Source organism: uncultured Maribacter sp. (genome assembly GCF_947495965.1).
Taxonomy (GTDB): Bacteria; Bacteroidota; Bacteroidia; order Flavobacteriales; family Flavobacteriaceae; genus Maribacter_B.
Genome location: NZ_CANMBB010000001.1, coordinates 276,167 through 298,126, shown reverse-complemented (window position 1 = coordinate 298,126; position 21,960 = coordinate 276,167). Strand labels below are relative to the sequence as shown.

Sequence of the window (21,960 nt, the reverse complement as noted above, 5' to 3'; positions counted from 1 at the left end):
AATGCACTAAAGATAACTTTACAACTCAGTTAAAAGAGTAGCATGAAAAAAATAGTAATACCCACCGATTTTTCGGATAACGCTTGGAATGCAACTAAATATGCATTGGAACTTTTTAAAGATGAAGAATGTATTTTTTTCTTAGTGAATACCTATACTCCAGCAATAGCAAATAGCCGCTTTATGGCAGCCGCTGTCAATGGGACGCCAATTGAAGATGGCGTTTCTTTGGCTTCTAAAAAAGGCTTACAAACAATAGTAAAAAAAGTAAAGAAAAGTTATAATAATCCTAAACATTCTTTTAAAACCATATCTTCTTTTAGCTTATTAGTCGATGAAGTAAAGGAAATTGTAGAAGAAAAAAATATAGATTTAATAGTAACAGGAACCAAAGGTAGCTCTGGTGTAAAAGAAATTTTTATGGGGAGTAATACGGTTCGTATTATTAAATCTATTAAAAATTGTCCTGTTTTAGCAATACCAGAACTTTTTGATTATAGTAGCCCTTTAGAAATGGCATTTGCAACCGATTTTAATCGGTTTTACTCTTTATCAGAATTACAACCATTAATTACTTTGGCAAAAACTTTTAAATCTGTAATCCGTATTGTACATGTGCAATATGAGATTAAGGCATTAACAGAATTGCAGCATTTTAATTTAGGAATGCTTCGTAAATATTTTGAAGAAGTAGAGCATTATGTGCATACGGTGTCCGAGTTAAATTCTATCTCTAAGACATTAGAAATTTTTAGCTCAGAGTTAGATATTCATTTATTAGCTATGCTTAATTACCAACATAGTTATATGGAAAAAATGACAAGAGAACCTGTTGTTAAACGTATCGCTTTTCATACACAAATACCTTTATTAGTAATTCCAGAACTAGGAATGGTGCCACCATCTAATGCTTATAACAAAGAGCAAAATATTCTAGTTAAATAGCTAGGCTTAGTTAGCTTTCCAAAATTTATCCGTTTCAGGAATGTTTTTTTTCTGCCCTAATGTAAAGGGACTAAAATGTAATTGCGCAAAAAGATACCAAGCAGAGGAAGATATTGCTGGAGTCAGGTCTGCATGATCCCAAAGAAGACCTGCGCCATAGGTTGTGCCGTGATTTGTGGTATACGGTATACCTTGCGCATTTTCAGAAGAGGTGCTTTTTATAAATGTTTTCTCTAAATTCATTATAATATCGCTAGCTTCTTTATTTTTATTTTTTTGCTGAAAGGCAACCAATATTTGTGCGGTGCCTTCTAACCAAATAACATCCTTATCTTCATCAAAAGCGTACCCAGTAATATGCTTCCCATTTGTAGTATTAACTTGAGTGTTTTTGTAACGGTCTAATTTTGTTAATGCTTCTGCAGGGAAATCAGGAAAAATACCAATACTTAGGCCATGTAAGTCTAAAGCATATTTGTAATCCGGGTTTTCTGGCCAAGCAGTTAATAATTTCTCTGTGCTATCCCAACGGTTTGTTTTTAAAAAAGAAAGAATACTAGTATGAAAGTTGTCATACCCAGGAACAGCATTAAAAGCAGTTATGATACCTTCGGTTACTTTAGGAATTTCTGAGCCATCTTCATTATAACCACCAATTAAACTACCATCCTCTATTTGTAAAGAACGCAACCAAACTTCAAGGCCATTTGCCATTGCACCATATTTTTGGGTCTGTGTAGCTTTATGGTAGTGATTAAGAGCAATTAGTAACCAAGCATTATCTCCCATCCAAGTTCTACTACCTTGTTCTCCTTTATTGTTTCTAAATTGATAATACCCACCAGAACCATGTAATAACTCTGTTTGAAGTTTGCTGTCAAAAAAATCAAATATTTTTTCTGCCTTTAAAATTTCTCCTTGTTTTATATATACTAAAGCAGCTAAAGAGTTGTCGTATAAAGAAACAAAATCAGAATTTTCAGAACTTTCTAAAAGCCCGTTTTCTTGTTGCATATTAGATACCCATGTATTTGTTTTAGATGCAGCTGCAGATAAATTTATAGTAACAGGATCCTCTGTTGGTATTAGCTCTGGAGTTAACTTGTCATTAGAGAATTCTTCAAATGTTAGTTCTTCTTTAGTACAAGAAGTTAGTGCAAAAGAAATGCAAATTAAAAGTAACGCATATTTACGCATAAAAAAGTATTTTAATACTGATACAAATTTAAGAAGCAAGGGAATAGTGGAAAGAAATACACGTTTAAATGTAAGGTTTTTCGTCTTAGAGTAAGGAGGTGTTTTTTAATCTCTATTTTTCGTATTTAGTCTAATGTTATATAAACATAAAAGAGACAGTAATATCGATAAAATGATTTTCTAATGGTTTACAGGTATATTAGTTGTTTTTTTTAATTAAAAAAGTAATGTTTCTTATATTGATAAATACATTTTAATGTTATGCGTATACTCTTTTTTGTGGTTTTCTTTTTAGTTTCTATCGTCTCTAATGGACAAAATAAGGCCCAGTTATATTTAGATAGTTTAGAACAAAAGTTAGATAAAGTTTCTAAATCAGAAAGAGCTTATATTTTATGTGACCTGTCTAAACAATATAGTTCTAGAGATTCGGCAAAAGCATTTAGTTACGGTTTTGAAGCTTTGCGTTATTTTAAAAAAATACGAGATTCTTTTGGGTTGGCTAAAGCAAATACAGCATTAGGTGGTGCGTATTTTGATTATAGCGATATGAAAATAGCGCAAAATTATTATATCACTTCTAAAGAAATATGTGAAAATTTAATGCAGAAAGATAGCACTGAAGCATTAATAGAACAATGGGTGTTAACTACTTTTAATTTGAGTGCAACCTACTCTAATCAAGGATCCGATGACAAACAACTACAATATTTATTAAAGCTAGCACCTATTGCAAAAAAATATAATCAGTATAGGATAAGTGCATTTATTAATACCAATCTTGGAATTACGTTTTTAAATATTCAGGACTATTCTAAAGCATATTTTTACTTAAAAGATAATGAGAAGCAGTATCAAAAAATAGAAGAACCTAATGCTTTCGTAACGGATCGTTTAATGTTTTCTCACACCTTATTAGAATTAGATTCCCTAAATTCTTGTAAAGTAGTTTTAGAAGAAACCGGAAAGTTATTAGAGCAAATGCCAAATATTCCGCAATGGCAACAATATCATGAAGCTTGGGGAAGATATTTGTCTGCCAAAGGAAATTTTAAAGAAGCTTTACATAGGTATGGGCAATCTATGGAGGTTATTAAAAAAAATAAAATGTTTAGGTATTTAAGAGAGCTATACCTGCACTATCATGAAACCTATAAATTAATGGGGGATCATGAAAATGGTAAAAGAGCTATGTATAATTTTTATGAACAAGTACAAGGTGAAAATGGCGTTTTAGAATTAGATGCATTACAAGAGCTTTCTAAATATGAAGAAAAAGAGCATAACTATAAAAAAGCTCTGTATTATATAAATCAATATTTAGATTTAAACGATAGTTTACATAAAGAAGAAGTGCTAAAAGAGATTGCAATCTTAGAAACCCAGTACCAAAGTGAAAAAAAGGAACGAGAAATATTAGCATTAAAAAATAGTAATAATGAAACCGCATTAACCTTAGAAAGAAAAAAAACGCAGAGCTATTTGTTGTATTTTGTTTTAGGGTCGTTATTATTTTTACTTGCTTTGGTCTATATAATATATAGAAATAGGCAGAAAAAATCGATATTAATAGCCCAAGCGCAAAAGCAAGAAATTCAGATTTTAAAAGCAGAACAAGAAGGGGTTGTTTTTAAATCTATGCTAGAGGGCGTAGAGCAAGAAAGAAAGCGGGTTGCTGTTGATTTACATGATGGTCTGGGAGGTAGACTCTCTGGTATAAGTATAAAGTTATCTAAGCTTGCTAATGATAATAACAAAACAGGTTCTACGCTGCCCATAGAAGATATTTTAAATAATTTAAATGATTCTTTAATCGAGCTTAGAAGTATCGCCAAAAATCTAATGCCAGAAACGTTGTTAAAATACGGTTTAAAAACTGCCGTAGAAGATTATTGCAGCACATTAAAACATAATAATACTAAGATGGTTCTTCAATTTTATAATACAGAGTCTTTAAAGGATAAAAACACTTTATTAATGCTTTATAGAATTATTCAAGAGTTAATTAATAACGTAATAAAACATGCCAATGCGAAGGAGGTTTTAATAGAATGTTCCTTAGAAGATAAACAGCTTTTAATTACGGTAGAAGATGATGGAGATGGTATGGAATTAGAGCAAAGAGAAAAAGGAATGGGACTTTTAAATCTAAAAAATAGGGTGGCTTATTTAAAAGGGAAAATAGATATGCATTCTGTAAAAGGGGATGGTACTACCGTAAATATAGAAATAGATAATATAGAATGAAAATACATGGAATTAAAGTAGTCGTTGTAGATGATCATCCTTTAGTTCAGGATGGTTTACAAGCATCACTTGCGGCAGACACAAGAATACAAATTTTGGGGAGTTTTTCTACAGGAAAAGAATTAATGAAGTTTTTAAAAACGACTATTGTAAATGTAGTGGTGTTAGATATTAATTTACCAGACTATAGTGGTATAGAGCTTTGTTCTTTTATTTGCGATACGTATCCCCACGTAAAAATTTTAGCTTTAAGTAATTATAGTGATCCAAGTATAATAAAACAAATGCTTAAAAATGGCTCAAAAGGATACCTGTTAAAGAATGTAAAATCTCAAGAATTGGCTCTTGCAATAAAAGAAATATATAATGGTAATGAATACTTAAATTCAGAAATAAAAAAAATATTATCAGATGCCATTTTTAGTACCGTAGGTGCACCAAGATTAACTAGAAGGGAAAAACATGTATTACAGTTAATAGCTGCAGGTAAAACTACCAATACTATAGCAGAGGAATTATTTATAAGTAAGCTAACTGTAGAAACCCATAGAAAAAACATAATGAAAAAAATGAAGGTGTCTAATGCCGCAGGTTTAGTTAAAATGGCTTACGAGAAAAAGTTGATATAAGGCTTTTTTTCTACTGGTTTTTGGGTATTTTTTTTGAGTGCTTAACCATTTTATCCAAAAACCAATATTTTGCTTTATCCAATTAAATGATAAAGTAAAATAGGATTATATGAAAAAGTTATCTCTTTTAGCCTTTGTTTTAGGGCTACTAATTAGTTGCCAAAAAGATTCTGAAAATAAAAATATTGATGAGTCAGGAGAATTGCCAATATCCAATGCCTCTGGTTACGATAAAAGTTTAATACCAGAAAAACAACCACTTTCAGAGAATTTATTGTTAAATGGTAGTTTCGAGGAAGATAATAGCCTTTGGGTAACTTGTGGAACAACGGAAATACTTGATTCTAATGAAGCTTATGACGGCAATACAATATTGGAACTAGAATCTGATGGCACTTGCGAAAATTACAATAGTCTTGTCGGCACATTAAATGGCAATGCGTATTACCCATTAGAGTTCCAAACCATACCAGATAATGTTTACATATCATTTTATGTAAAATCTTCTGTACCCATAAATTTAAATTTTGAAGATATCTTTAATTTTAGTTTAATGGGTAATGAAGATATCTATAATTATTTTGGAAAGAGAAATGCAACTTTCGTAAATATTTATGAAAATGCTATTGGTCAAGATTGGACCAAAATTAAAATGTCCTTGGATAAAGAAACTATCGAAAATGCAATGCAGGGAGAAACCCCTAAATGGTTGTTGTTAGAAATGGCAACATACTATGAAATTAAATTATCTTTTGATGATATACGTATTACTTTAGAAGAGGATACCATACAGGCAGATCTTATGCCAACTGGGATAACTAAAGAGCAAATTTTAGTTACCAATTTAGATGAAAATATACCGGCAACTTTAAATTTAGATGGTAGCAATTTTGTTAACTATACAGATATTTCTACAGAGAACATAACTAGTATTCCTTTTTGGTACGATAATTCTAGTATAACCATTGCAGAAAAAACATTTAATCCTCTACCAAGCCCAGACCCAACAGTAATTCCAGCAAGTCAATCTGAACTTTATAAATACGATTTAAAAAGTGGGGATAAAGAGTTTATTTATGAAACGTTAGGTAATCCAGGAAAGTACGTAGGTTTTCAAGATGCTTCTAACTCTGATGCGTTAGATGTTGAGGTAAAAAGGTGTTTTTGGAATAAAGATAGAAATCAAGGTGCATTAACCGTATGCGCAAATAATAGAGGTAATGTTTATGTGTCTGATGATGTATGTTTTATTTATATCATTGACAGTGATGGTAATAGAATAGGAGAAGGTTTTAATGGTTTTAATGCAGTTTGGTCTTCTACTGGTAGGTTGGCTTATGTGTATAAGAATGTAATGTATGTCTCCGATATTTCGGGCACTACCATAACGCACGATGAAGTACATAGAAGTTATGCCGGTATTCGCGACGTGGTAGATTGGTCGCCAGATGGTAGTAAGTTGGTTTTTTTAGAAAATGGAGGTGCTTCTGTATATATTAATGGGACTTCTGATTGGGCTACTAATGTGGTAGTTTTGGACCTAAATACAAATAAGACAAGTAATATAGCGCTATTAGATCATGGTTTTGTATATCCTAATATATCATGGTCTAAAGACGGTAAGTATATGGTATATTCTTTACGTCTTAAAAATAATAAGACACAAGTTTGGTGGCTAGAGGTAGCTACTGGTAAAACTGGTCCTGTAACCAATACATTTAATGCTTATGGTGCTAATTTTAAAAAATAAATACAAAAGTAAAACACGCTAACCATGTATAAAGTTCCTAGAAACATATGGTTTTATATTAAAAGCTTTAGTATCTTTGAACTGTTGTGTTGTGTTTCAATTTTATATTGAAACAAAGTGTAGTTATCGATAATAGTATCGATACTATCCGATGAAAGGCTTTCCATAATGGGAGGCTTTTTTTGTCTTTTGCTTTTAAGTGTTGATTTGAAGCGAGTTGTGGTTGTATAAAATAAAATGAATTAAAGAAGAAGCTAGTTTTGCAGTTTGATTATCTCGGTCGTATTTTGGATTATATTCCGCTAAATCTAAAGAAATAAGTTTTTCTGATTTTATAATTTTATGAAGACTTTTTAGAGCAATATCTGGAGAAAAACCCATTGGTGAAGCTGCACTTACTCCAGGGGCGTAAGCAGAGGAAAATCCATCTAAATCTATCGTAACATGAACTTTATCTACTTTACTCATAAAAGTATCAATAGTGTTATTTATTGTTTCTAAGTTTTGTAGGTTAAAATCTTCGTTGGCTACAAAATCAACATCAAATTCTTTGGCAGTTTTAAATACTATTTGTGCTTATCGTAAACTAAAGTTCCATTTTTCCATACCATACAAGGTTTTAAGTTTCCTTGGTTGTATAGAATTTCGTTATAATTGTTAGTATGAAAAACACTCATATCTGCAAGGAAACCTTTGGCTAACTGTCCTCTGTCTTCCAGATTTAAAGAAGCTGCTGCTCTATGTGTTATTCCAGCTAAAACTTCTGCATTAGTAAGTTTTTCAAAAGCTCCTAGTATAAAAGCTTGGGTTAGTAAATCGCCCATGGGTGCAGAACCAGGGTTGTGGTCACTTGCAATTGCTAATGCACCACCAGCATCTAGTATTTTTCTTGCAGGAGTAAAAGCATAACCTAAACCTAGTGAAGCACCTGGTAACGCTATAGAGATAACATTACTTTTTGCTAAAAGGGTAATTTCTTTTTCTGTGCTTGCCTCTAAATGGTCTGCACTTACAGCATTGTTGTCTATTGCTGTTTGGCTACCGCTAGTAGAAAATTGGTCTGCATGCACTGTAATGTCAAAACCTAAATCTTTTGCCTTTTTAAAATATGGGGCAATTTGTTCTTTAGAAAAAGCACTTTCTTCTATAAAAGCATCTATTCTGTTAGTTAGATTTTTTTCTTTCAATAAAGGAAAAAGCTGTGTAGATATTTCCTCTAAATATTCTTCTTCGGAGCCTTCATAATCTTTAGGTAACATATGAGCGGCAAGACAAGTAGGAATTAAATCTGAAAGTGATGCATTATTGGCATCCTCAATAGCATAAAGCATTTTTAATTCTTCAGCTATAGATAGCCCGTAACCACTTTTAACTTCTATAGTGGTAACCCCATTTTTTAAATGACGATTGGCTCTTTTTATAGTGTTTTTGGTAAGCTCCTCTTGGGTAGCTTTTCTGGTTTGCGTTACTGTACCCCAAATACCGCCACCAGCTTTTGCTATTTCTAAATAGGTTTTGCCAGCATTACGCATAGCATAGTCATTAGCTCTTGTTCCTCCAAAGCAAATGTGCGTATGCGCATCTATGAAACCAGGAAGACAAACGTGTTTCCCTTTTAGAGGAATTACTTCAGCAGTTTTATATTTTTCTTGTAGCTCTGTGAAGTTTCCAATTGCTTCAATAATAGTATCTTTTATTAGAATCCCGCCTTCTGGAATTACTTGAAGTTGGTCATCTTTAAGTGCTCCTTTTAAAGGTAAATTGGCCATGGTTACAACTTGAGAAAATGGCCCTATGAGTGTTTGTTTTTGCATGGCATTAATATACTTCAAATTCGTTGGAAAAAACAGTTTTAAGAGATATGTTCTCTCTTTTGCAAGTTTTGTTTTTAACCATTTCTATATCCTCAGAAAAAATACGGTCTTTATATGCAAAGGCAACCTTTGTGCGTATTTCTTTATGAATTTTATCTAATAGAATTCCAGATTTTAGTGGTTTTCTATATTTAAATGCTTGCGCTGCAGTAAGTAATTCAATAGCAAATATTTTCTCTACCTCTTAAAATCTTATCTTTATAGCAAATTAAATGTGAATGATTTTTGATATAATAAAGAATAGACGTTCTATTTTTCCTGCACAATATAATACGAAGCCAATAGCTAAAGAATCTATAGAAAAAATACTAGAAGCTGCTAATTGGGCACCTAGTCATAAAAAAACCGAACCTTGGCGTTTTAAAGTTTTACAAGGCGAGAAGAAAGCAGAGTTGGGAGAATTTTTATCTTATACGTACATAGATATTACAGAAAACCCCAAGCAAATAAAATCTAAAAAACTTATAGAGAATCCTAAAAAGGCTGGAGCAGTAATTGCTATTTGTATGCAAAGAGATCCTTTAGAAAGTGTTCCAGAATGGGAAGAAGTTGCCGCTGTAGCAATGGCAGTACAGAATATGTGGCTTTGTTGCACAGAAATGGGAATTGGTAGCTATTGGAGTTCTCCGGGACTTATAAAATATATGGATGAGTTTTTTGATCTAAATGAAGGAGAAAAATGTCTTGGTTTTTTCTATATGGGATATTCTGATGAGGAACCAGTAGAAGCTGTTAGAAAGCCAATAAATGATAAGGTAGAGTGGTTGTAGTTTAATTAATAAAAGGAAATAGTTCATTTTTATATTCCCACGTTTTAGAAAAAAATAGTACAAGGAAAATAATAGAAACAGCAAATTTTAAAAAGGTTCCAGTAAGGAAACCCAGAAAAGAACCAAAAGCCGCTTTAAGAGCAGTTTTATTGTCTACTTTGTTTGTTAGCTCACCAACCAATGCACCTAAAAAAGGGCCAATTATTATTCCACCAGGAATAGGTATAACTATACCTAAAACTAAACCAATAGCAGTACCTACCATACCAGCTTTAGTACCTCCAAATTTTTTTGCGCCTAAAATGGGGATTACATAGTCTAGAACCCAAATAATAACAGCAACAGCTAAAGTTACGCCTAATAACCAGTATTCTTTAGGAACAACAGAAGTTAAATGTAAAACTAAAATTCCTAGCCAACTTATTGGAGGGCCCGGTAAAACAGGTAAAAAGCTACCAATTATACCCACAAACATTAATATTAAGCCTAAAATTACTAAGAAGATATCCATTTCGCCTTTTTGTATACGACGAAAATAGTTTGATATTGTTACACTTACAACTTACGTTTTAATGTACTTTAATATCAATATTAAAAAAAACAGTTGATTTTGAAACAGTCTATAAAAAGCAGTTGCGGAAGAAAATAGGTTTTGTTGGTCATAAGAAAACAGGAAAAAAGTATTTCTGTTAATTACTAAATTATTTTACTAAAGTTAAAAGTCCTTAAAATATCGTAATTTTCCCAAAAGAATAGTATACAATGAATAAGCTTTGGATCTTTGTGTTTATATGTAGCCTTGCTTCATGTAATCCTTTTGTATCTAAAGAAGAAAAAACGCAAAATCTAGTAAACAAAGAATTACTAGAAATGGACTGGAATACTATAGATAATTACCCACTTTTTTACACTTGTGATGAAACAGCAACTAAAGAGGAACAAAGAATTTGTTTTGAAAATGAATTGGTTTCTCATTTTTCTGAAACTCTAAAAGAGTTTGAGTTTACCATTGCTCCTGAGGTAGATAGTACGGCGTATGTTGTATTTGTAATTGATAAAATGGGAAAAATTAAAGTACTTAATATTGAAAAAGACCCTGCAATTATAGAAGAAATGCCAGAGTTTGATGGGGTAATAACACAAAGCCTTAAGAACTTACCAGAAATAGACCCAGCATTAAAAAAAGGAATTCCTGTAGCTACAAAATTTAGAATTCCTATAGTTTTACATAGTAATTAAAAGAACTTGGCAAACGAAAGAATTATATTAGGAATTGACCCTGGAACTACCATAATGGGATTTGGAGTAATTAAGGTGGTAAATAAAAAGATGCAGTTTGTTCAAATGAATGAGTTGCTACTTCAAAAATACAAGGATCCTTATACCAAGCTAAAACTTATTTTTGAACGTACTATAGAGCTTATAGATACCTATCATCCAGATGAAATTGCTATAGAAGCACCATTTTTTGGCAAAAATGTACAATCCATGTTAAAACTTGGTAGAGCGCAAGGTGTGGCAATGGCTGCGGGTTTATCTAGACAAATACCTATTACAGAGTATTTACCAAAAAAAATTAAAATGGCAGTTACTGGTAGCGGTAATGCTAGTAAAGAGCAAGTGGCAAAAATGCTACAAAGTATGTTAGGCCTAAAATCCTTACCTAAAAACTTAGATAGCACAGACGGACTCGCAGCTGCGGTGTGTCATTTTTATAACTCTGGAAGAATAGAAGTTGGTAAAAGTTATACCGGTTGGGATGCTTTTGTAAAGCAAAATGAGTCTCGGGTAACAAAGGTAAAAAGTAAAAAGTGACCAATTAATAATTATCAGTTTACAATGAACAACACTTTTAATGTTTTATTTAAAATTATTTTTTTAATAGTAAAGTCCTCTCATATAAATTTTAATTTTGCTAATTGCTAATTGCTAATTGCTAATTGCTAATTGCTAATTGCTAATTGCTAATTGCTAATTGCTAATTGAATAAAATGAGCGGAATATACATCCACATCCCTTTTTGTAAACAAGCCTGTAATTATTGCGACTTTCATTTTTCTACTAGTTTAGGAAAGAAAGAAGCTATGCTTTCTGCAATTGGTAAAGAATTAGAACAACGAAAAGTGGAGTTTAAAGATGCCATTGTAGAAACTATTTATTTTGGAGGAGGTACACCATCTGTACTAGATACCTCAGAAATTAATAAACTTATAGAAACAGTTTATGATAATTTTAAAGTTGTAGAGAATCCAGAAATTACTTTAGAGGCAAATCCAGATGATTTAACCTCTGAAAAGTTACAACAACTTCATGCATCAGACATTAATAGATTAAGTATTGGTGTACAGTCTTTTTTTGAGGACGATTTAAAATTAATGAACCGAGCACATTCTAGTGAGCAAGCGCATCAATCTTTAAAAGAAGCAACAGCACTATTTGATAATATTTCTATCGATTTAATTTACGGAATGCCAAATATGGTAAAGGAACGTTGGTTACAAAACATTGAAACCGCATTGTCTTTTAATATTCCACATATATCTAGCTATGCTTTAACGGTAGAACCAAAAACGGCTTTGGCTAGTTTTATTAAAAAAGGGCAATTAGCACCTTTAGACGAGGCGTTGGCACAAGAACATTTTTTTATTTTAAAAGAACGTTTAGAGGAAGAAGGGTTTATTGGGTATGAGGTTTCTAACTTTGGAAAACTTAATTATTTTTCTAAAAATAATACGGCGTACTGGTTGGGTAAAAAGTATCTAGGAATAGGGCCTTCTGCACATTCCTATAACGGAGAAAATAGAAGTTGGAATATAGCAAATAACCCCAAATATATACAAGCAATAGAAAAGGGAGAGCTACCTGCAGAAGTAGAAAAACTAACTACTGTAGATAGGTATAATGAGTATGTAATGACAGGGTTGCGAACCATTTGGGGGGTTTCTTTAAATAGAGTTGCATCTGAATTTGGAGAAGAATATTATGAATATATAATACAACAATCTAAAAAGCATATAGAAGAAGGTTTGTTAGTTGTAACCCAAAATGTATTACTGGTTACTCCTAAAGGTAATTTTTTAACAGACGGAATTGCTTCCGATTTATTTAGGATTACATAAGATTAGAATTTATCTTTAACTTAATATCAAGATTTAAATGCTGTGAGGCTTTCTTTAAATTCTAAAAGTATTCTTGTACACATATTTCTTAAGCTTGTTATGGTGTTATATCGTAGAAAATAAAAAATTAAACTGTGCTAGCAACTGTTCAACATAAAACTAAAATTGTAAAAATAGACCTATCTAAACCTTTGGATATTTCTATGGCATTGCAAGGGAATGCCTCTAATGTAAATGCCTGGTATGTAAAGCACCCAACAATAGAACCCCATACAGAAGGCGATTTTATAGGGAAAGTAAGCGAGGGTAGTTCTACCAATTTTAATGATATAACATTTAATCCGCATGCACACGGCACACATACTGAGTGTTTAGGACATATTACAAAAGAATTTTATTCTATTAATGAGCAGTTAAAACAGTTTTTCTTTTTGGCAGAAGTGGTAACTGTAGCTCCAGAGGTGTTGGGAAAAGATTTTATTATATCTAAGAAGCAGCTACAATATGCTCTAGGGAATAAAAAAAGAGAAGCTATTATAATACGAACACTTCCTAATTTAAGCGATAAGAAAACAAAGCAGTATTCTAATACCAATCCGCCATACTTAACAGAAGAAGCAATATTGTTTTTGGTAGATAAGGGTATAGAACATTTGTTAATAGATTTGCCTTCTGTAGATAAAGAAAAAGATAACGGAGCACTTGTAGCACATAAAGCATTTTGGAATATAAATGGGGAACCAAGAAAGCAAGCAACAATAACAGAGTTTATTTTTGTAAATAATAGTATTGAAGATGGTACCTATATGTTAGATATACAGGTAGCGCCTTTTCATAATGATGCATCGCCAAGTAAGCCTGTTTTGTATAAAATTATAACAAATGAAAAATAGTCTAAAAATAGAAGAACTTTGCATGTTTTTTCTTGGCATTTTTATGTTTAGCATTTTAGGATATCCTTGGTGGCTTTTTTTAGTATTAATTTTAGCTCCAGATATAGGAGCTCTTGGTTATATAATAAATTCTAAAGTAGGGGCTTTTAGTTATAATTTATTTCATCATAAAGGAGTGGCAATTGCATTATATTTTATTGGAATATATTTGTCATTCCCTCTTTTACAATTAGCAGGGACTATTCTATTTTCACATGCTTGTTTGGATAGAATTTTTGGGTATGGTTTAAAATATGAAAAAGGGTTTAGATTTACACACCTTGGAGAAATAGGAAAAAAATAAAATTACTATGTTAGAAAGTTTTTTAGGATTACTTCTTGGTGTTGTAGGTACATTTTGGGGGTATTCTATTTTTAAAAGAAAAGAAAGTAAAGAACTAACAACGCACCAATCTACCGTATTACTAGAAAAGATTAAAAGTGTGTGTAAGTTAATATCTGTAGAAGGAGACTTTGCTGAAATATATAGGTATGAAAATACAAAAGAACGTTTTTTAAGTCTTGTAAGTAGTAAAAAGAAAGCATTAATAGTAATTAATGCTAAGGCGCAAATTGGGTATGATTTAAAAAAAATATTTATGCATGCCGATACTAAGAATAAAAAAATTATTTTAGAGCAGTTTCCACAACCAGAAATTTTATCTATTGTTCCAGAATTAGAATTTTATGATATTAAAAACGGACTTTTTAACTCCTTTACACCAGATGATTTGACATCATTAAATAAAGAGGCAAGAAAACATATTGAGGAAAAAATACCAGAAAGCGGATTAATGGATACCGCTAGGAGAGAGGCATTAGAAGCAGTTTTAGTTATAGAGAGTATAGTACAAACCATAGGTTGGAAATTAGATTATTCTGCCCTTGAATTAACAGAATCGCAAAGAAAATTATTAGAAAAATAAATAAAATGAAAAAGTTACTTATAATTGCAATAGTATTAATTAGTACCGTAAACAGTTACGGACAGACAAAAGAAAACATGAAAGAATTTGATTCTAATTTTGCACATACCGTTTATTTTTGGTTAGAAAATCCCGATAAAGAAGAAGACCGTAAAGCCTTTATTGCATCGTTAAGAAAATTTTTAAACGCATCTAAGTATGCAAAAACTAGTTTTATAGGTTATCCTCCAAAAGCAAGTAGAGATGTGGTAGATGGTTCTTTTACATTCTCTTTAATAGTCTCTTTTGCTTCTGCAGAAGCGCAACAAAATTATCAGGATGAAGATGTGCATTTAAAATTTATAGAAGAGTCTAGCAAACTATGGACTAAAGTAATTGTCTATGATTCTGTAAACGCAGAGTAAATGTGGACTAATGAATGTTGAAGAATTAAGAGACTATTGTATTGCAAAAAAAGGAATTACAGAAGAGTTCCCTTTTGATGAACATACCCTTGTCTTTAAAGTAATGGGTAAAATGTTTGCTTTATGTTCTTTAGAAAGAAAGCCACCGCAAGTTAACCTTAAATGTAACCCAGAAAGAGCAATAGAATTAAGAGAAGCTTATGATGGGGATATAATAGCAGGTTATCATATGAGTAAGGTACATTGGAATACCTTATTTTTAGAACAACTACCTAAAGATTTAATAAAAGAGCTTATAGACCATTCCTATGCACTAGTAGTCTCTAAATTTACAAAGAAGCTTAAAGCCCAGTTAGATGCTCTTTCTTAATACTTCTAATATTTAATTACACACCCCTTTTATGCAGGAATTAATTTCCTTTTACACCCAAGAAATAAGTAAATATCTAGATAAACTGGCACGTATAAAAAAGCAATTATACGCATCTAGTATGTTGCGTTTGTTAATTTTTTGTATTGCAATAGCGGGAATTTATTTTTTTTACGGTAACACAAGAATTATTGTTGCCATTATTTTAATAACAGTAGTCGTATTTCTTTATTTAGTTACACGACATGGGGGGTTACAAAAGAAAAGAGATAAAATAAAAGCTCTTATTGCAATTAATGAAATAGAGGTAGAAGTTCAAAAAAGAAATTTTTATAATTTACCAGATGGTAAAGAATATAAAAACCCTTTACATGCCTATAGCCAAGATATAGACTTATTTGGTCGAGGTTCTTTTTATCAATATTGTAATAGAACAGCTTTAGTACATGGTAGTGAAACCTTGGCAGACTTGTTTAAAGAAAATGGTATAAATTCTATAGAGGAAAAACAAGACGCTATAGAAGAGCTAAGCCAAATGCCTAAATGGCGACAAGAATACTATGCAATAGCATCTATGACTAAAACGGAGACTTCTGTACATGTAATTCAAAAATGGTTGGGAAATTACACACCATTTATGCCCAAAATAATGCAATACATTCCTTTGGTTTTTTCTATTTTATCTATTGGAGTGCTTTGTTTTTATTTTTTTGACAAGTTACCAGAATCCTCTTTAATTATTTTGTTATTTATTGGTTTAGCAATTACAGGTATATATACCAGAAAAATAACTAGGTTGGGTACCAATGCATCAAAAGTTCAGAATACCTTTGAACAATACAACCAGTTACTTACAATCATAGAAAACACAAATTTTAAATCTTCATTACTGCAAAAAAAGAAGCAACAAATTATATCGGGAAGTATAAAAACTTCTAAAGTTTTGCATGAGTTTTCTCGCCATTTAGGAGCACTAGACCAGAATAACAATGTGGTGTATTTAATATTTGGAAATGGACTTTTTCTAAGAGGATTAACAACCTGCTTTAAAATAGAAAAGTGGATAGCTGTTCATGGGAAATCTGTAGAAAAATGGTTTCAAGTAATTGCTTTTTTTGATGCCTATAACAGTTTGGGGAATTTTGCTTTTAATCATCCAAAATATACGTATCCTATTATAGAACAAAATAGTAATACAATTCTTAATGCAAAAGAGGCTGGGCATCCACTACTAAACCCTGAGAGCACTATTTTAAATAATATAGACATACAAAAAGAACAGTTCTTTATTATTACAGGAGCTAATATGGCAGGGAAAAGTACTTTTTTAAGAACGGTATCCTTGCAAATAGTAATGGCAAATTTAGGATTACCTGTTTGTGCCAAAGAAGTATATTATTCTCCTATTAAACTAATTACAAGTATGCGAACTACAGACTCGCTTACCGATGATGAATCTTACTTCTTTTCAGAATTAAAAAGGCTAAAGTTTATTGTGGATCAAATACAGCTGGATCGTTATTTTATTGTTTTGGATGAAATTTTAAAAGGAACCAATAGTACGGATAAAGCAATTGGCTCTAGAAAGTTTATAGAAAAATTAGTTCGTTCCCAGTCTACAGGAATTATAGCAACGCATGATTTAAGTTTATGTGAAGTGGCAAAAGAACTCTCGCAAGTAAAAAATTATTATTTTGATGCAGAAATTATAGATAACGAATTACATTTTGATTATAAATTTAAAGAAGGTATTTGTAAGAATATGAATGCATCATTTCTACTTAAAAAGATGCAAATTATAGATTAATTGTTAATTTTATTAACAAATAGGGGGCTTTGCTATTCTATTATTTAATAGGCTCTCATCGTTTAAATGCATAGTTAATTCTGTTCTTATCTTTATTTATTTTCCATTCGTCTATAGTAAATTGCATTTTACCGTTAGTTCATTACTATATTAAATAAAAAAAAGAAATTTGTAGTATAAATCTTATAATATGTTAAACGTACTGTTTATTGAAGACGACGCTATTGAAACTATGAAACTTAATAGAACAGTTTCTAAGTTACAATTAAAGCACAAAATTACAGAAGCTAAAAATGGGGAAGAAGGACTTGAATTTTTAAAGTCTGATGAGGTCTTGCCGGATATTATTCTTTTAGACTTAAATATGCCTAAAATGAGTGGTATAGAATTCTTAGAAATATTAAAAGCAGATCCTGTTTTAAAATATCTTCCTACAATTGTTCTTACAACATCTGAAAATAGAGCAGATTTGCTAGAATGTTACCGTATTGGTATAGCAGGTTATGTTATAAAGCCTTTAAAATATGAAGATTACGAAAAAAAATTGGAAAGTGTTTTTACGTATTGGCAAAATAACGAGCTAGTTAAAGCCTAACAAAATATTAAGTTTCACAACATTATTTTTAAAAAAAGAAGTATAATTCCTACATTTATTCAAGAAATTTTATATATTTTTTGGAATGAAAGGAATTGTTTTTACTGAATTTTTAGAGATGGTGGAGTTAGAATTTGGCTTAGAAGTCGTTGATTCCATTATTGAAAATTCAAATTTACCTTCAGAAGGTATCTATACATCTATAGGTACGTATGATTTTAATGAGATGCTAAGTTTAATAACAAATCTTAGTGCAGAGGTTAAAGCCCCTGTAGATGATTTAATCTATGCCTTTGGCCTTTTCTTATTTAATAGCTTAGTAACAGCACATCCAGAGGTTGTAGAAAATTATAAATCTCCTTTAGGTCTTATTTATGCTATAGAAGACCATATTCATGTGCATGTAAAAAAACTTTACCCAGAGGCACAACTACCAACATTTAAAATATTAGAAACTACCCAGTACTCTATGTCTTTAATATATTGCTCATCAAGAGGTTTATATAGATTAGCACATGGCTTAATAGAAAAAACTTTTGAGCATTTTAATGCTACAGCAACAGTAAAGTACACACTTATAAAAGAGGACGGTACCGAAGTTAAATTTGATATTGTACAAAATGGATAGTAAGGAAGTTATTTTACTTAAAAAGGCACTAGAACGACAAAAGAAGGCTAGGCAACAAGCAGAAAGAATTCTAGAGGAAAAGTCTAAAGAATTGTATGATGCTAGTTTACATTTAAAACAAACGAATAAGGTACTAGAAAATCTTTTAGACCAAAAGACAGCACAGATAGATAATGTTTTTGTAAACATTATTGACCCCTATCTAATAATGGATTTAAAAGGTAATATAATAAAAATGAATTCTGCAGCAGAAGAATTTTTAGGATTTTCTAAAGAAGAAAATATAAAACTTACAGAACTTATTCATCCTGATTATAAAGAGTATTCTAAAGCATCTTTTAAATCTTTATATACAACAGGTTTAATTAAAAAATTTAGACCAGGAATAATAACAAAAAATAATGAACTAAAATTTATAGAGGTAAATGGTAGTTTAATAAAAGATAAAAAAGGAAATATAAGTGGAGCACAAGGCGTATTCCGAGATATTACTGCCGAGTTAGAAATGAAAAATCTTTTAAACACACAAAGGCAACGTTTAGACATTATTGTAGAGCATTCTCCGTTAGGTATTTGGTTAACTTCTAAAGATACTTTGATAAAAGTTAATAATACTATGCAAAAAATGTTGGGATATACAGAAGAGGAGTTACGCTCTATAAACCCAATGGAAATTACTTCTTTAGAAAGTTTAAATGCTTCTAAAGAATACAGAGAAAAACTTATTAAAGGAGAAATAGATGAATTTTCTGTAGTAAAAAAATACTTAAGAAAAGACGGTTCTTCTTTTTCTGCAAAAACAACAGTTAGTGCCGTAAGGAATATTAAAGGAGAGCTAAGGTATGAAGTAGCTTTAATAGAAGATATAACTCATGAAATTGAGCTAGAAGAAGAAAAAAAGCAATTAGTTAAAGATTTAGAATCTAGTAATAAAGGCCTACAAGAGTATGCACATATAGTTTCTCATGATTTAAAATCTCCTTTAAGAAGCATTAGTGCACTTACTACTTGGATGTATGAAGATTATAAAGATAAATTAGATGATAATGGGGTGTATAATCTAAAAATGATGCAGGATAAGGTAGAATCTATGGATAAACTTATAGATGGTATTTTAAAATACTCTACCATAAAGAGTGATAATTTAGATAACTCTATTGTTGATGTAAATGAGGTTGTACAAGAGATAAAAGATATAATTTTTATACCAGATCATGTAACTGTAAAAACAGCAAATAAGTTACCTACAATTTATGCAGATCGCACTAAAATTCATCAATTAATACAAAATTTTTTAAGTAATGCAGTAGTACATATAGAACGGGAAAAAGGTTTGGTAGAAGTTGGGTGTGAGGATCGGGGCACACATTGGGAATTTAGTGTAAAAGATAATGGTGTTGGTATTCCTAAAGAATATCACGAAAAAATATTTAAAATATTTCAATCCATTGGAAATAAAGAAAGGTCTACAGGAATAGGACTTTCTATCGTTAAAAAGATTATAGATTTATACGAAGGAAAAGTTTGGTTGCAAAGTGAAATAGGTAAAGGAACCACTTTTTTCTTCACCCTAAAAAAACAAAATGAAAATACAACAAGCAATTAAGGAAGATAATAAAGAGTGGCGTTTTTTAGGTAGTAATGATGAACTAACAAAACCTTTAGTATTAGTTTTTGGAAATAGATTCTTATTAGAAAACAGTCATATTTATGAAGAAATTAAATCACTTTTTCCAGATGGCGAGATTGTATTTGGCTCTACTTCTGGCGAAATTTTAGGAGAAAAAGTAATAGATAATAGTATTTGTTTAACTGCTATAGAATTTGAAAAAAGTACGTTTAGAATAACAAGTGCTAATAGTAAAAATTATAAAGACAATACCGAAGCATTAGGAGTAGATCTTTTAAAAACATTACCTCAAGATGGTCTTAAACATGTTTTTGTAGTATCAGAAGGTAGCTCAGTAAATGGCAGCACTTTAATTGAAGGATTAGAAAAATATTTAGAAAAAAATATAAATATTTCTGGCGGACTTTGTGGTGATGATTCTAGGTTTGAAAAAACTTTAGCAGCATATAATAAAAACCCTGAACAAGGGGAGGTTATTGTAATAGGACTTTATGGAGAAACGCTAGAGGTTAGTTGTGCAAATTATGGAGGTTGGACAGGGTTTGGTCCAGAAAGAATAATAACAAAATCTGTAGATAATATATTGTATGAATTAGATGGGCAACCAGCTCTAGATTTATATAAAAAATATTTAGGCGATAAAGTAAAAGAATTACCAAAGGCAGCATTACTATATCCGCTTAGTGTAAAAGTGCCAGGAGAGAAAGAAACAATAGTGCGTACTATTTTAAATATAAATGAAGAGGATAATAGTATGATACTGGCAGGAGACGTGCCAGTAGGGTCTAAAGTGCAATTAATGATGGCAACCGTAGATGATATTGCAGAAGGCGCTTTTACGGCAGCAAATTTTGCTATGAGAGATAGAAAAACGAAACCAGAATTTGGGCTTTTAGTTAGTTGTGTGGGCAGAAAACTTGTAATGGACCAAAGAACAGAAGAAGAAGTAGAAGAGGTAATAGAAGTTATTGGAGAACAAGCAAAAGTAGCTGGTTTTTATTCTTATGGTGAAATGGCACCTTTTGCGGGGCAAGAAAAATGTAAATTGCATAACCAAACCATGACATTAACCCTTATAAGCGAATAATGCACTCTTTATTAAAAAGACAAATAAGAAAATTTTTACCCAATGATTTAGAAGGTACACCAGAAATGGAGGAGTTTTTATTGGCCATTAGTAAATCGTATTATAATAACGATGAAAAGTTAGAAATGATACAAAGATCTACAACTATTAGTTCTAAAGAACTTTCTATGGTAAATGCAGAACTAAGAGAAAAAATAGAAGCTCAAAAAAATGTATTTACTTCTTTGAGTAAAGTAGTAAAAGTAATGGATGATGATTCTATAAATGCTGTAGATTATGAAGAAGAACATATAGATCCATTAAAAATAGCAGCAAGAATAGAAGAGCAGACAGAAAGAATTATTGACTTAACGGCAGAAAGAAAAGAGTTGTTAAAAGATCTAGAAGAACAAAATGAGTCTTTAAATAATTATGCGCATATGGTTTCTCATGATTTAAAGTCGCCAATAAGAAATATGCATACTTTAATGAGTTGGATATCTGAAGAGGAAAAGGAAAATTTTTCGGAGGAAAGTAAATTCAATTGCTCTTTAGTTATACAAAACCTAACCAAAGTAGATAATTTAATAGATGGTATATTAAGGCATGCAACTTTAGAAGCGCATGAAGAAGAGAAAACTAATGTTTCTATAACTCATTTATTAGAAGAAATAAAAAATACAATATATGTACCGCAAAATATAGAACTAGTAGTAGAGGGAGAATTACCTGTTTTATTTAAGGATAAATATAAATTAGAACAGTTATTTAAAAATCTAATTATTAATGCGGTTACTGCAACAGAAGATATAAAAGAAGGAAAAATAATAGTAGAGGCCATAGAAAAAAAAGAATATTGGAAATTTAGTATTAAAGATAACGGAAAAGGAATACCAGAAAAATACCAAGAAAGCATATTTAATATGTTTAAAAAATTGGAAAATAATGCAAATGCAACTGGTATAGGGTTAGCTTTAGTTAAAAAAATAATTAATATTTATGAAGGAGAAGTATGGCTAGAGTCCCAATTAGGAAATGGAACTACTTTTTATTTTACAATAAAAAAATAAG

23 protein-coding genes are annotated in these 21,960 nt (G+C 30.9%); 19 read left to right on the top strand and 4 right to left on the bottom strand.

All coding sequences use genetic code 11. The features are described 5' to 3' along the window. The first annotated feature begins 42 nt into the window (after window positions 1-42). Window positions 43-945, top strand: a complete 903-nt coding sequence (locus tag Q0820_RS01345) for a universal stress protein (RefSeq protein WP_298484404.1) — start codon at window positions 43-45, stop codon at window positions 943-945. 6 nt (window positions 946-951) lie between these two features. Here Q0820_RS01345 and Q0820_RS01340 read toward each other — a convergent pair whose 3' ends face one another. Next, window positions 952-2,142, bottom strand: coding sequence for a hypothetical protein (locus Q0820_RS01340; RefSeq protein ID WP_298484403.1), 1,191 nt, complete (start codon window positions 2,140-2,142; stop codon window positions 952-954). Between the two features lie 261 nt (window positions 2,143-2,403). Between Q0820_RS01340 and Q0820_RS01335 the strand changes: the two genes are divergently transcribed. The 3 genes from Q0820_RS01335 (at window position 2,404) to Q0820_RS01325 (ending at window position 6,768) form a co-directional block, all read left to right on the top strand. Next, the gene (locus tag Q0820_RS01335; RefSeq protein WP_298484402.1) at window positions 2,404-4,389 is read left to right on the top strand and encodes an ATP-binding protein; all 1,986 of its coding nucleotides are present in this window, start codon (window positions 2,404-2,406) and stop codon (window positions 4,387-4,389) included. Next, window positions 4,386-5,018, top strand: a complete 633-nt coding sequence (locus Q0820_RS01330; RefSeq protein WP_298484401.1) for a response regulator transcription factor — start codon at window positions 4,386-4,388, stop codon at window positions 5,016-5,018. Before Q0820_RS01335 ends, Q0820_RS01330 begins: the two co-directional genes overlap by 4 nt. Window positions 5,019-5,127: 109 nt before the next feature. Beyond that, on the top strand, window positions 5,128-6,768 hold the full coding sequence (locus Q0820_RS01325) for a hypothetical protein (RefSeq protein WP_298484400.1): 1,641 nt from the start codon (window positions 5,128-5,130) through the stop codon (window positions 6,766-6,768). A 195-nt stretch (window positions 6,769-6,963) separates the two neighbouring features. Here the strand turns inward: Q0820_RS01325 and Q0820_RS01320 are convergent, their stop codons facing one another. Together Q0820_RS01320 and hutI are read right to left on the bottom strand one after the other, a co-directional pair. After that, the gene (locus tag Q0820_RS01320) at window positions 6,964-7,338 is read right to left on the bottom strand and encodes an arginase family protein (RefSeq protein WP_298485437.1); all 375 of its coding nucleotides are present in this window, start codon (window positions 7,336-7,338) and stop codon (window positions 6,964-6,966) included. Next, window positions 7,335-8,582, bottom strand: a complete 1,248-nt coding sequence (gene hutI, locus Q0820_RS01315; RefSeq protein WP_298484399.1) for an imidazolonepropionase — start codon at window positions 8,580-8,582, stop codon at window positions 7,335-7,337. The genes Q0820_RS01320 and hutI overlap by 4 nt, the downstream gene beginning before the upstream one ends. 278 nt (window positions 8,583-8,860) lie before the next feature. On the opposite strand from hutI, the gene Q0820_RS01310 reads away from it, so the two are divergent. Next, entirely contained in the window at window positions 8,861-9,412 is a 552-nt protein-coding gene (locus Q0820_RS01310; RefSeq protein ID WP_298484398.1) for a nitroreductase, read from the top strand. Window position 9,413: 1 nt separating this feature from the next. On the opposite strand, the gene Q0820_RS01305 is transcribed toward Q0820_RS01310, so the two are convergent. Then, on the bottom strand, window positions 9,414-9,923 hold the full coding sequence (locus Q0820_RS01305; RefSeq protein WP_298484397.1) for a DUF456 domain-containing protein: 510 nt from the start codon (window positions 9,921-9,923) through the stop codon (window positions 9,414-9,416). A 251-nt stretch (window positions 9,924-10,174) separates the two neighbouring features. Between Q0820_RS01305 and Q0820_RS01300 the strand changes: the two genes are divergently transcribed. From Q0820_RS01300 to Q0820_RS01235, 14 genes are all read left to right on the top strand, one after another. Continuing rightward, complete coding sequence (locus Q0820_RS01300; RefSeq protein ID WP_298484396.1) at window positions 10,175-10,651, top strand: hypothetical protein; 477 nt, start codon at window positions 10,175-10,177, stop codon at window positions 10,649-10,651. Window positions 10,652-10,657: 6 nt separating this feature from the next. Continuing rightward, on the top strand, window positions 10,658-11,227 hold the full coding sequence (gene ruvC / locus Q0820_RS01295; RefSeq protein WP_298484395.1) for a crossover junction endodeoxyribonuclease RuvC: 570 nt from the start codon (window positions 10,658-10,660) through the stop codon (window positions 11,225-11,227). A 176-nt stretch (window positions 11,228-11,403) separates the two neighbouring features. After that, the gene (gene hemW, locus Q0820_RS01290; RefSeq protein ID WP_298484394.1) at window positions 11,404-12,531 is read left to right on the top strand and encodes a radical SAM family heme chaperone HemW; all 1,128 of its coding nucleotides are present in this window, start codon (window positions 11,404-11,406) and stop codon (window positions 12,529-12,531) included. Window positions 12,532-12,665: 134 nt separating this feature from the next. Continuing rightward, on the top strand, window positions 12,666-13,424 hold the full coding sequence (locus tag Q0820_RS01285) for a cyclase family protein (RefSeq protein WP_298484393.1): 759 nt from the start codon (window positions 12,666-12,668) through the stop codon (window positions 13,422-13,424). Next, window positions 13,414-13,767 (top strand): DUF4260 domain-containing protein, encoded by a 354-nt coding sequence (locus tag Q0820_RS01280; RefSeq protein ID WP_298484392.1) that lies wholly within the window; start codon window positions 13,414-13,416, stop codon window positions 13,765-13,767. The genes Q0820_RS01285 and Q0820_RS01280 overlap by 11 nt, the downstream gene beginning before the upstream one ends. Window positions 13,768-13,774: 7 nt before the next feature. Further along, complete coding sequence (locus tag Q0820_RS01275) at window positions 13,775-14,389, top strand: DUF4230 domain-containing protein (RefSeq protein WP_298484391.1); 615 nt, start codon at window positions 13,775-13,777, stop codon at window positions 14,387-14,389. A 5-nt stretch (window positions 14,390-14,394) separates the two neighbouring features. Continuing rightward, window positions 14,395-14,793: a Dabb family protein gene (locus Q0820_RS01270; protein ID WP_298484390.1), complete on the top strand. Its 399-nt coding sequence runs from the start codon at window positions 14,395-14,397 to the stop codon at window positions 14,791-14,793. Between the two features lie 10 nt (window positions 14,794-14,803). After that, window positions 14,804-15,163: an MmcQ/YjbR family DNA-binding protein gene (locus tag Q0820_RS01265; RefSeq protein WP_298484389.1), complete on the top strand. Its 360-nt coding sequence runs from the start codon at window positions 14,804-14,806 to the stop codon at window positions 15,161-15,163. A 31-nt stretch (window positions 15,164-15,194) separates the two neighbouring features. After that, the gene (locus Q0820_RS01260) at window positions 15,195-16,970 is read left to right on the top strand and encodes a DNA mismatch repair protein MutS (RefSeq protein WP_298484388.1); all 1,776 of its coding nucleotides are present in this window, start codon (window positions 15,195-15,197) and stop codon (window positions 16,968-16,970) included. 190 nt (window positions 16,971-17,160) lie between these two features. Next, window positions 17,161-17,565: a response regulator gene (locus tag Q0820_RS01255; RefSeq protein WP_298484387.1), complete on the top strand. Its 405-nt coding sequence runs from the start codon at window positions 17,161-17,163 to the stop codon at window positions 17,563-17,565. A gap of 85 nt (window positions 17,566-17,650) precedes the next feature. Continuing rightward, complete coding sequence (locus Q0820_RS01250) at window positions 17,651-18,193, top strand: heme NO-binding domain-containing protein (RefSeq protein WP_298484386.1); 543 nt, start codon at window positions 17,651-17,653, stop codon at window positions 18,191-18,193. After that, window positions 18,186-19,799 (top strand): PAS domain-containing sensor histidine kinase, encoded by a 1,614-nt coding sequence (locus Q0820_RS01245; protein ID WP_298484385.1) that lies wholly within the window; start codon window positions 18,186-18,188, stop codon window positions 19,797-19,799. The genes Q0820_RS01250 and Q0820_RS01245 overlap by 8 nt, the downstream gene beginning before the upstream one ends. Further along, window positions 19,777-20,910, top strand: a complete 1,134-nt coding sequence (locus Q0820_RS01240; RefSeq protein WP_298484384.1) for an FIST N-terminal domain-containing protein — start codon at window positions 19,777-19,779, stop codon at window positions 20,908-20,910. The genes Q0820_RS01245 and Q0820_RS01240 overlap by 23 nt, the downstream gene beginning before the upstream one ends. Beyond that, complete coding sequence (locus tag Q0820_RS01235) at window positions 20,910-21,959, top strand: HAMP domain-containing sensor histidine kinase (RefSeq protein WP_298484383.1); 1,050 nt, start codon at window positions 20,910-20,912, stop codon at window positions 21,957-21,959. Before Q0820_RS01240 ends, Q0820_RS01235 begins: the two co-directional genes overlap by 1 nt. Window position 21,960 lies beyond the last annotated feature (1 nt).

Bases quoted from the DNA above. Each gene is read 5' to 3' on its own strand.
- Q0820_RS01345 (WP_298484404.1), top strand. From the start codon at position 43: ATGAAAAAAATAGTAATACCCACCGATTTTTCGGATAACGCTTGGAAT.
- Q0820_RS01340 (WP_298484403.1), bottom strand. From the start codon at position 2,142: ATGCGTAAATATGCGTTACTTTTAATTTGCATTTCTTTTGCACTAACT.
- Q0820_RS01335 (WP_298484402.1), top strand. From the start codon at position 2,404: ATGCGTATACTCTTTTTTGTGGTTTTCTTTTTAGTTTCTATCGTCTCT.
- Q0820_RS01330 (WP_298484401.1), top strand. From the start codon at position 4,386: ATGAAAATACATGGAATTAAAGTAGTCGTTGTAGATGATCATCCTTTA.
- Q0820_RS01325 (WP_298484400.1), top strand. From the start codon at position 5,128: ATGAAAAAGTTATCTCTTTTAGCCTTTGTTTTAGGGCTACTAATTAGT.
- hutI (WP_298484399.1), bottom strand. From the start codon at position 8,582: ATGCAAAAACAAACACTCATAGGGCCATTTTCTCAAGTTGTAACCATG.
- Q0820_RS01310 (WP_298484398.1), top strand. From the start codon at position 8,861: ATGATTTTTGATATAATAAAGAATAGACGTTCTATTTTTCCTGCACAA.
- Q0820_RS01305 (WP_298484397.1), bottom strand. From the start codon at position 9,923: ATGGATATCTTCTTAGTAATTTTAGGCTTAATATTAATGTTTGTGGGT.
- Q0820_RS01300 (WP_298484396.1), top strand. From the start codon at position 10,175: ATGAATAAGCTTTGGATCTTTGTGTTTATATGTAGCCTTGCTTCATGT.
- hemW (WP_298484394.1), top strand. From the start codon at position 11,404: ATGAGCGGAATATACATCCACATCCCTTTTTGTAAACAAGCCTGTAAT.
- Q0820_RS01280 (WP_298484392.1), top strand. From the start codon at position 13,414: ATGAAAAATAGTCTAAAAATAGAAGAACTTTGCATGTTTTTTCTTGGC.
- Q0820_RS01275 (WP_298484391.1), top strand. From the start codon at position 13,775: ATGTTAGAAAGTTTTTTAGGATTACTTCTTGGTGTTGTAGGTACATTT.
- Q0820_RS01270 (WP_298484390.1), top strand. From the start codon at position 14,395: ATGAAAAAGTTACTTATAATTGCAATAGTATTAATTAGTACCGTAAAC.
- Q0820_RS01265 (WP_298484389.1), top strand. From the start codon at position 14,804: ATGAATGTTGAAGAATTAAGAGACTATTGTATTGCAAAAAAAGGAATT.
- Q0820_RS01260 (WP_298484388.1), top strand. From the start codon at position 15,195: ATGCAGGAATTAATTTCCTTTTACACCCAAGAAATAAGTAAATATCTA.
- Q0820_RS01255 (WP_298484387.1), top strand. From the start codon at position 17,161: ATGTTAAACGTACTGTTTATTGAAGACGACGCTATTGAAACTATGAAA.
- Q0820_RS01250 (WP_298484386.1), top strand. From the start codon at position 17,651: ATGAAAGGAATTGTTTTTACTGAATTTTTAGAGATGGTGGAGTTAGAA.
- Q0820_RS01245 (WP_298484385.1), top strand. From the start codon at position 18,186: ATGGATAGTAAGGAAGTTATTTTACTTAAAAAGGCACTAGAACGACAA.
- Q0820_RS01240 (WP_298484384.1), top strand. From the start codon at position 19,777: ATGAAAATACAACAAGCAATTAAGGAAGATAATAAAGAGTGGCGTTTT.
- Q0820_RS01235 (WP_298484383.1), top strand. From the start codon at position 20,910: ATGCACTCTTTATTAAAAAGACAAATAAGAAAATTTTTACCCAATGAT.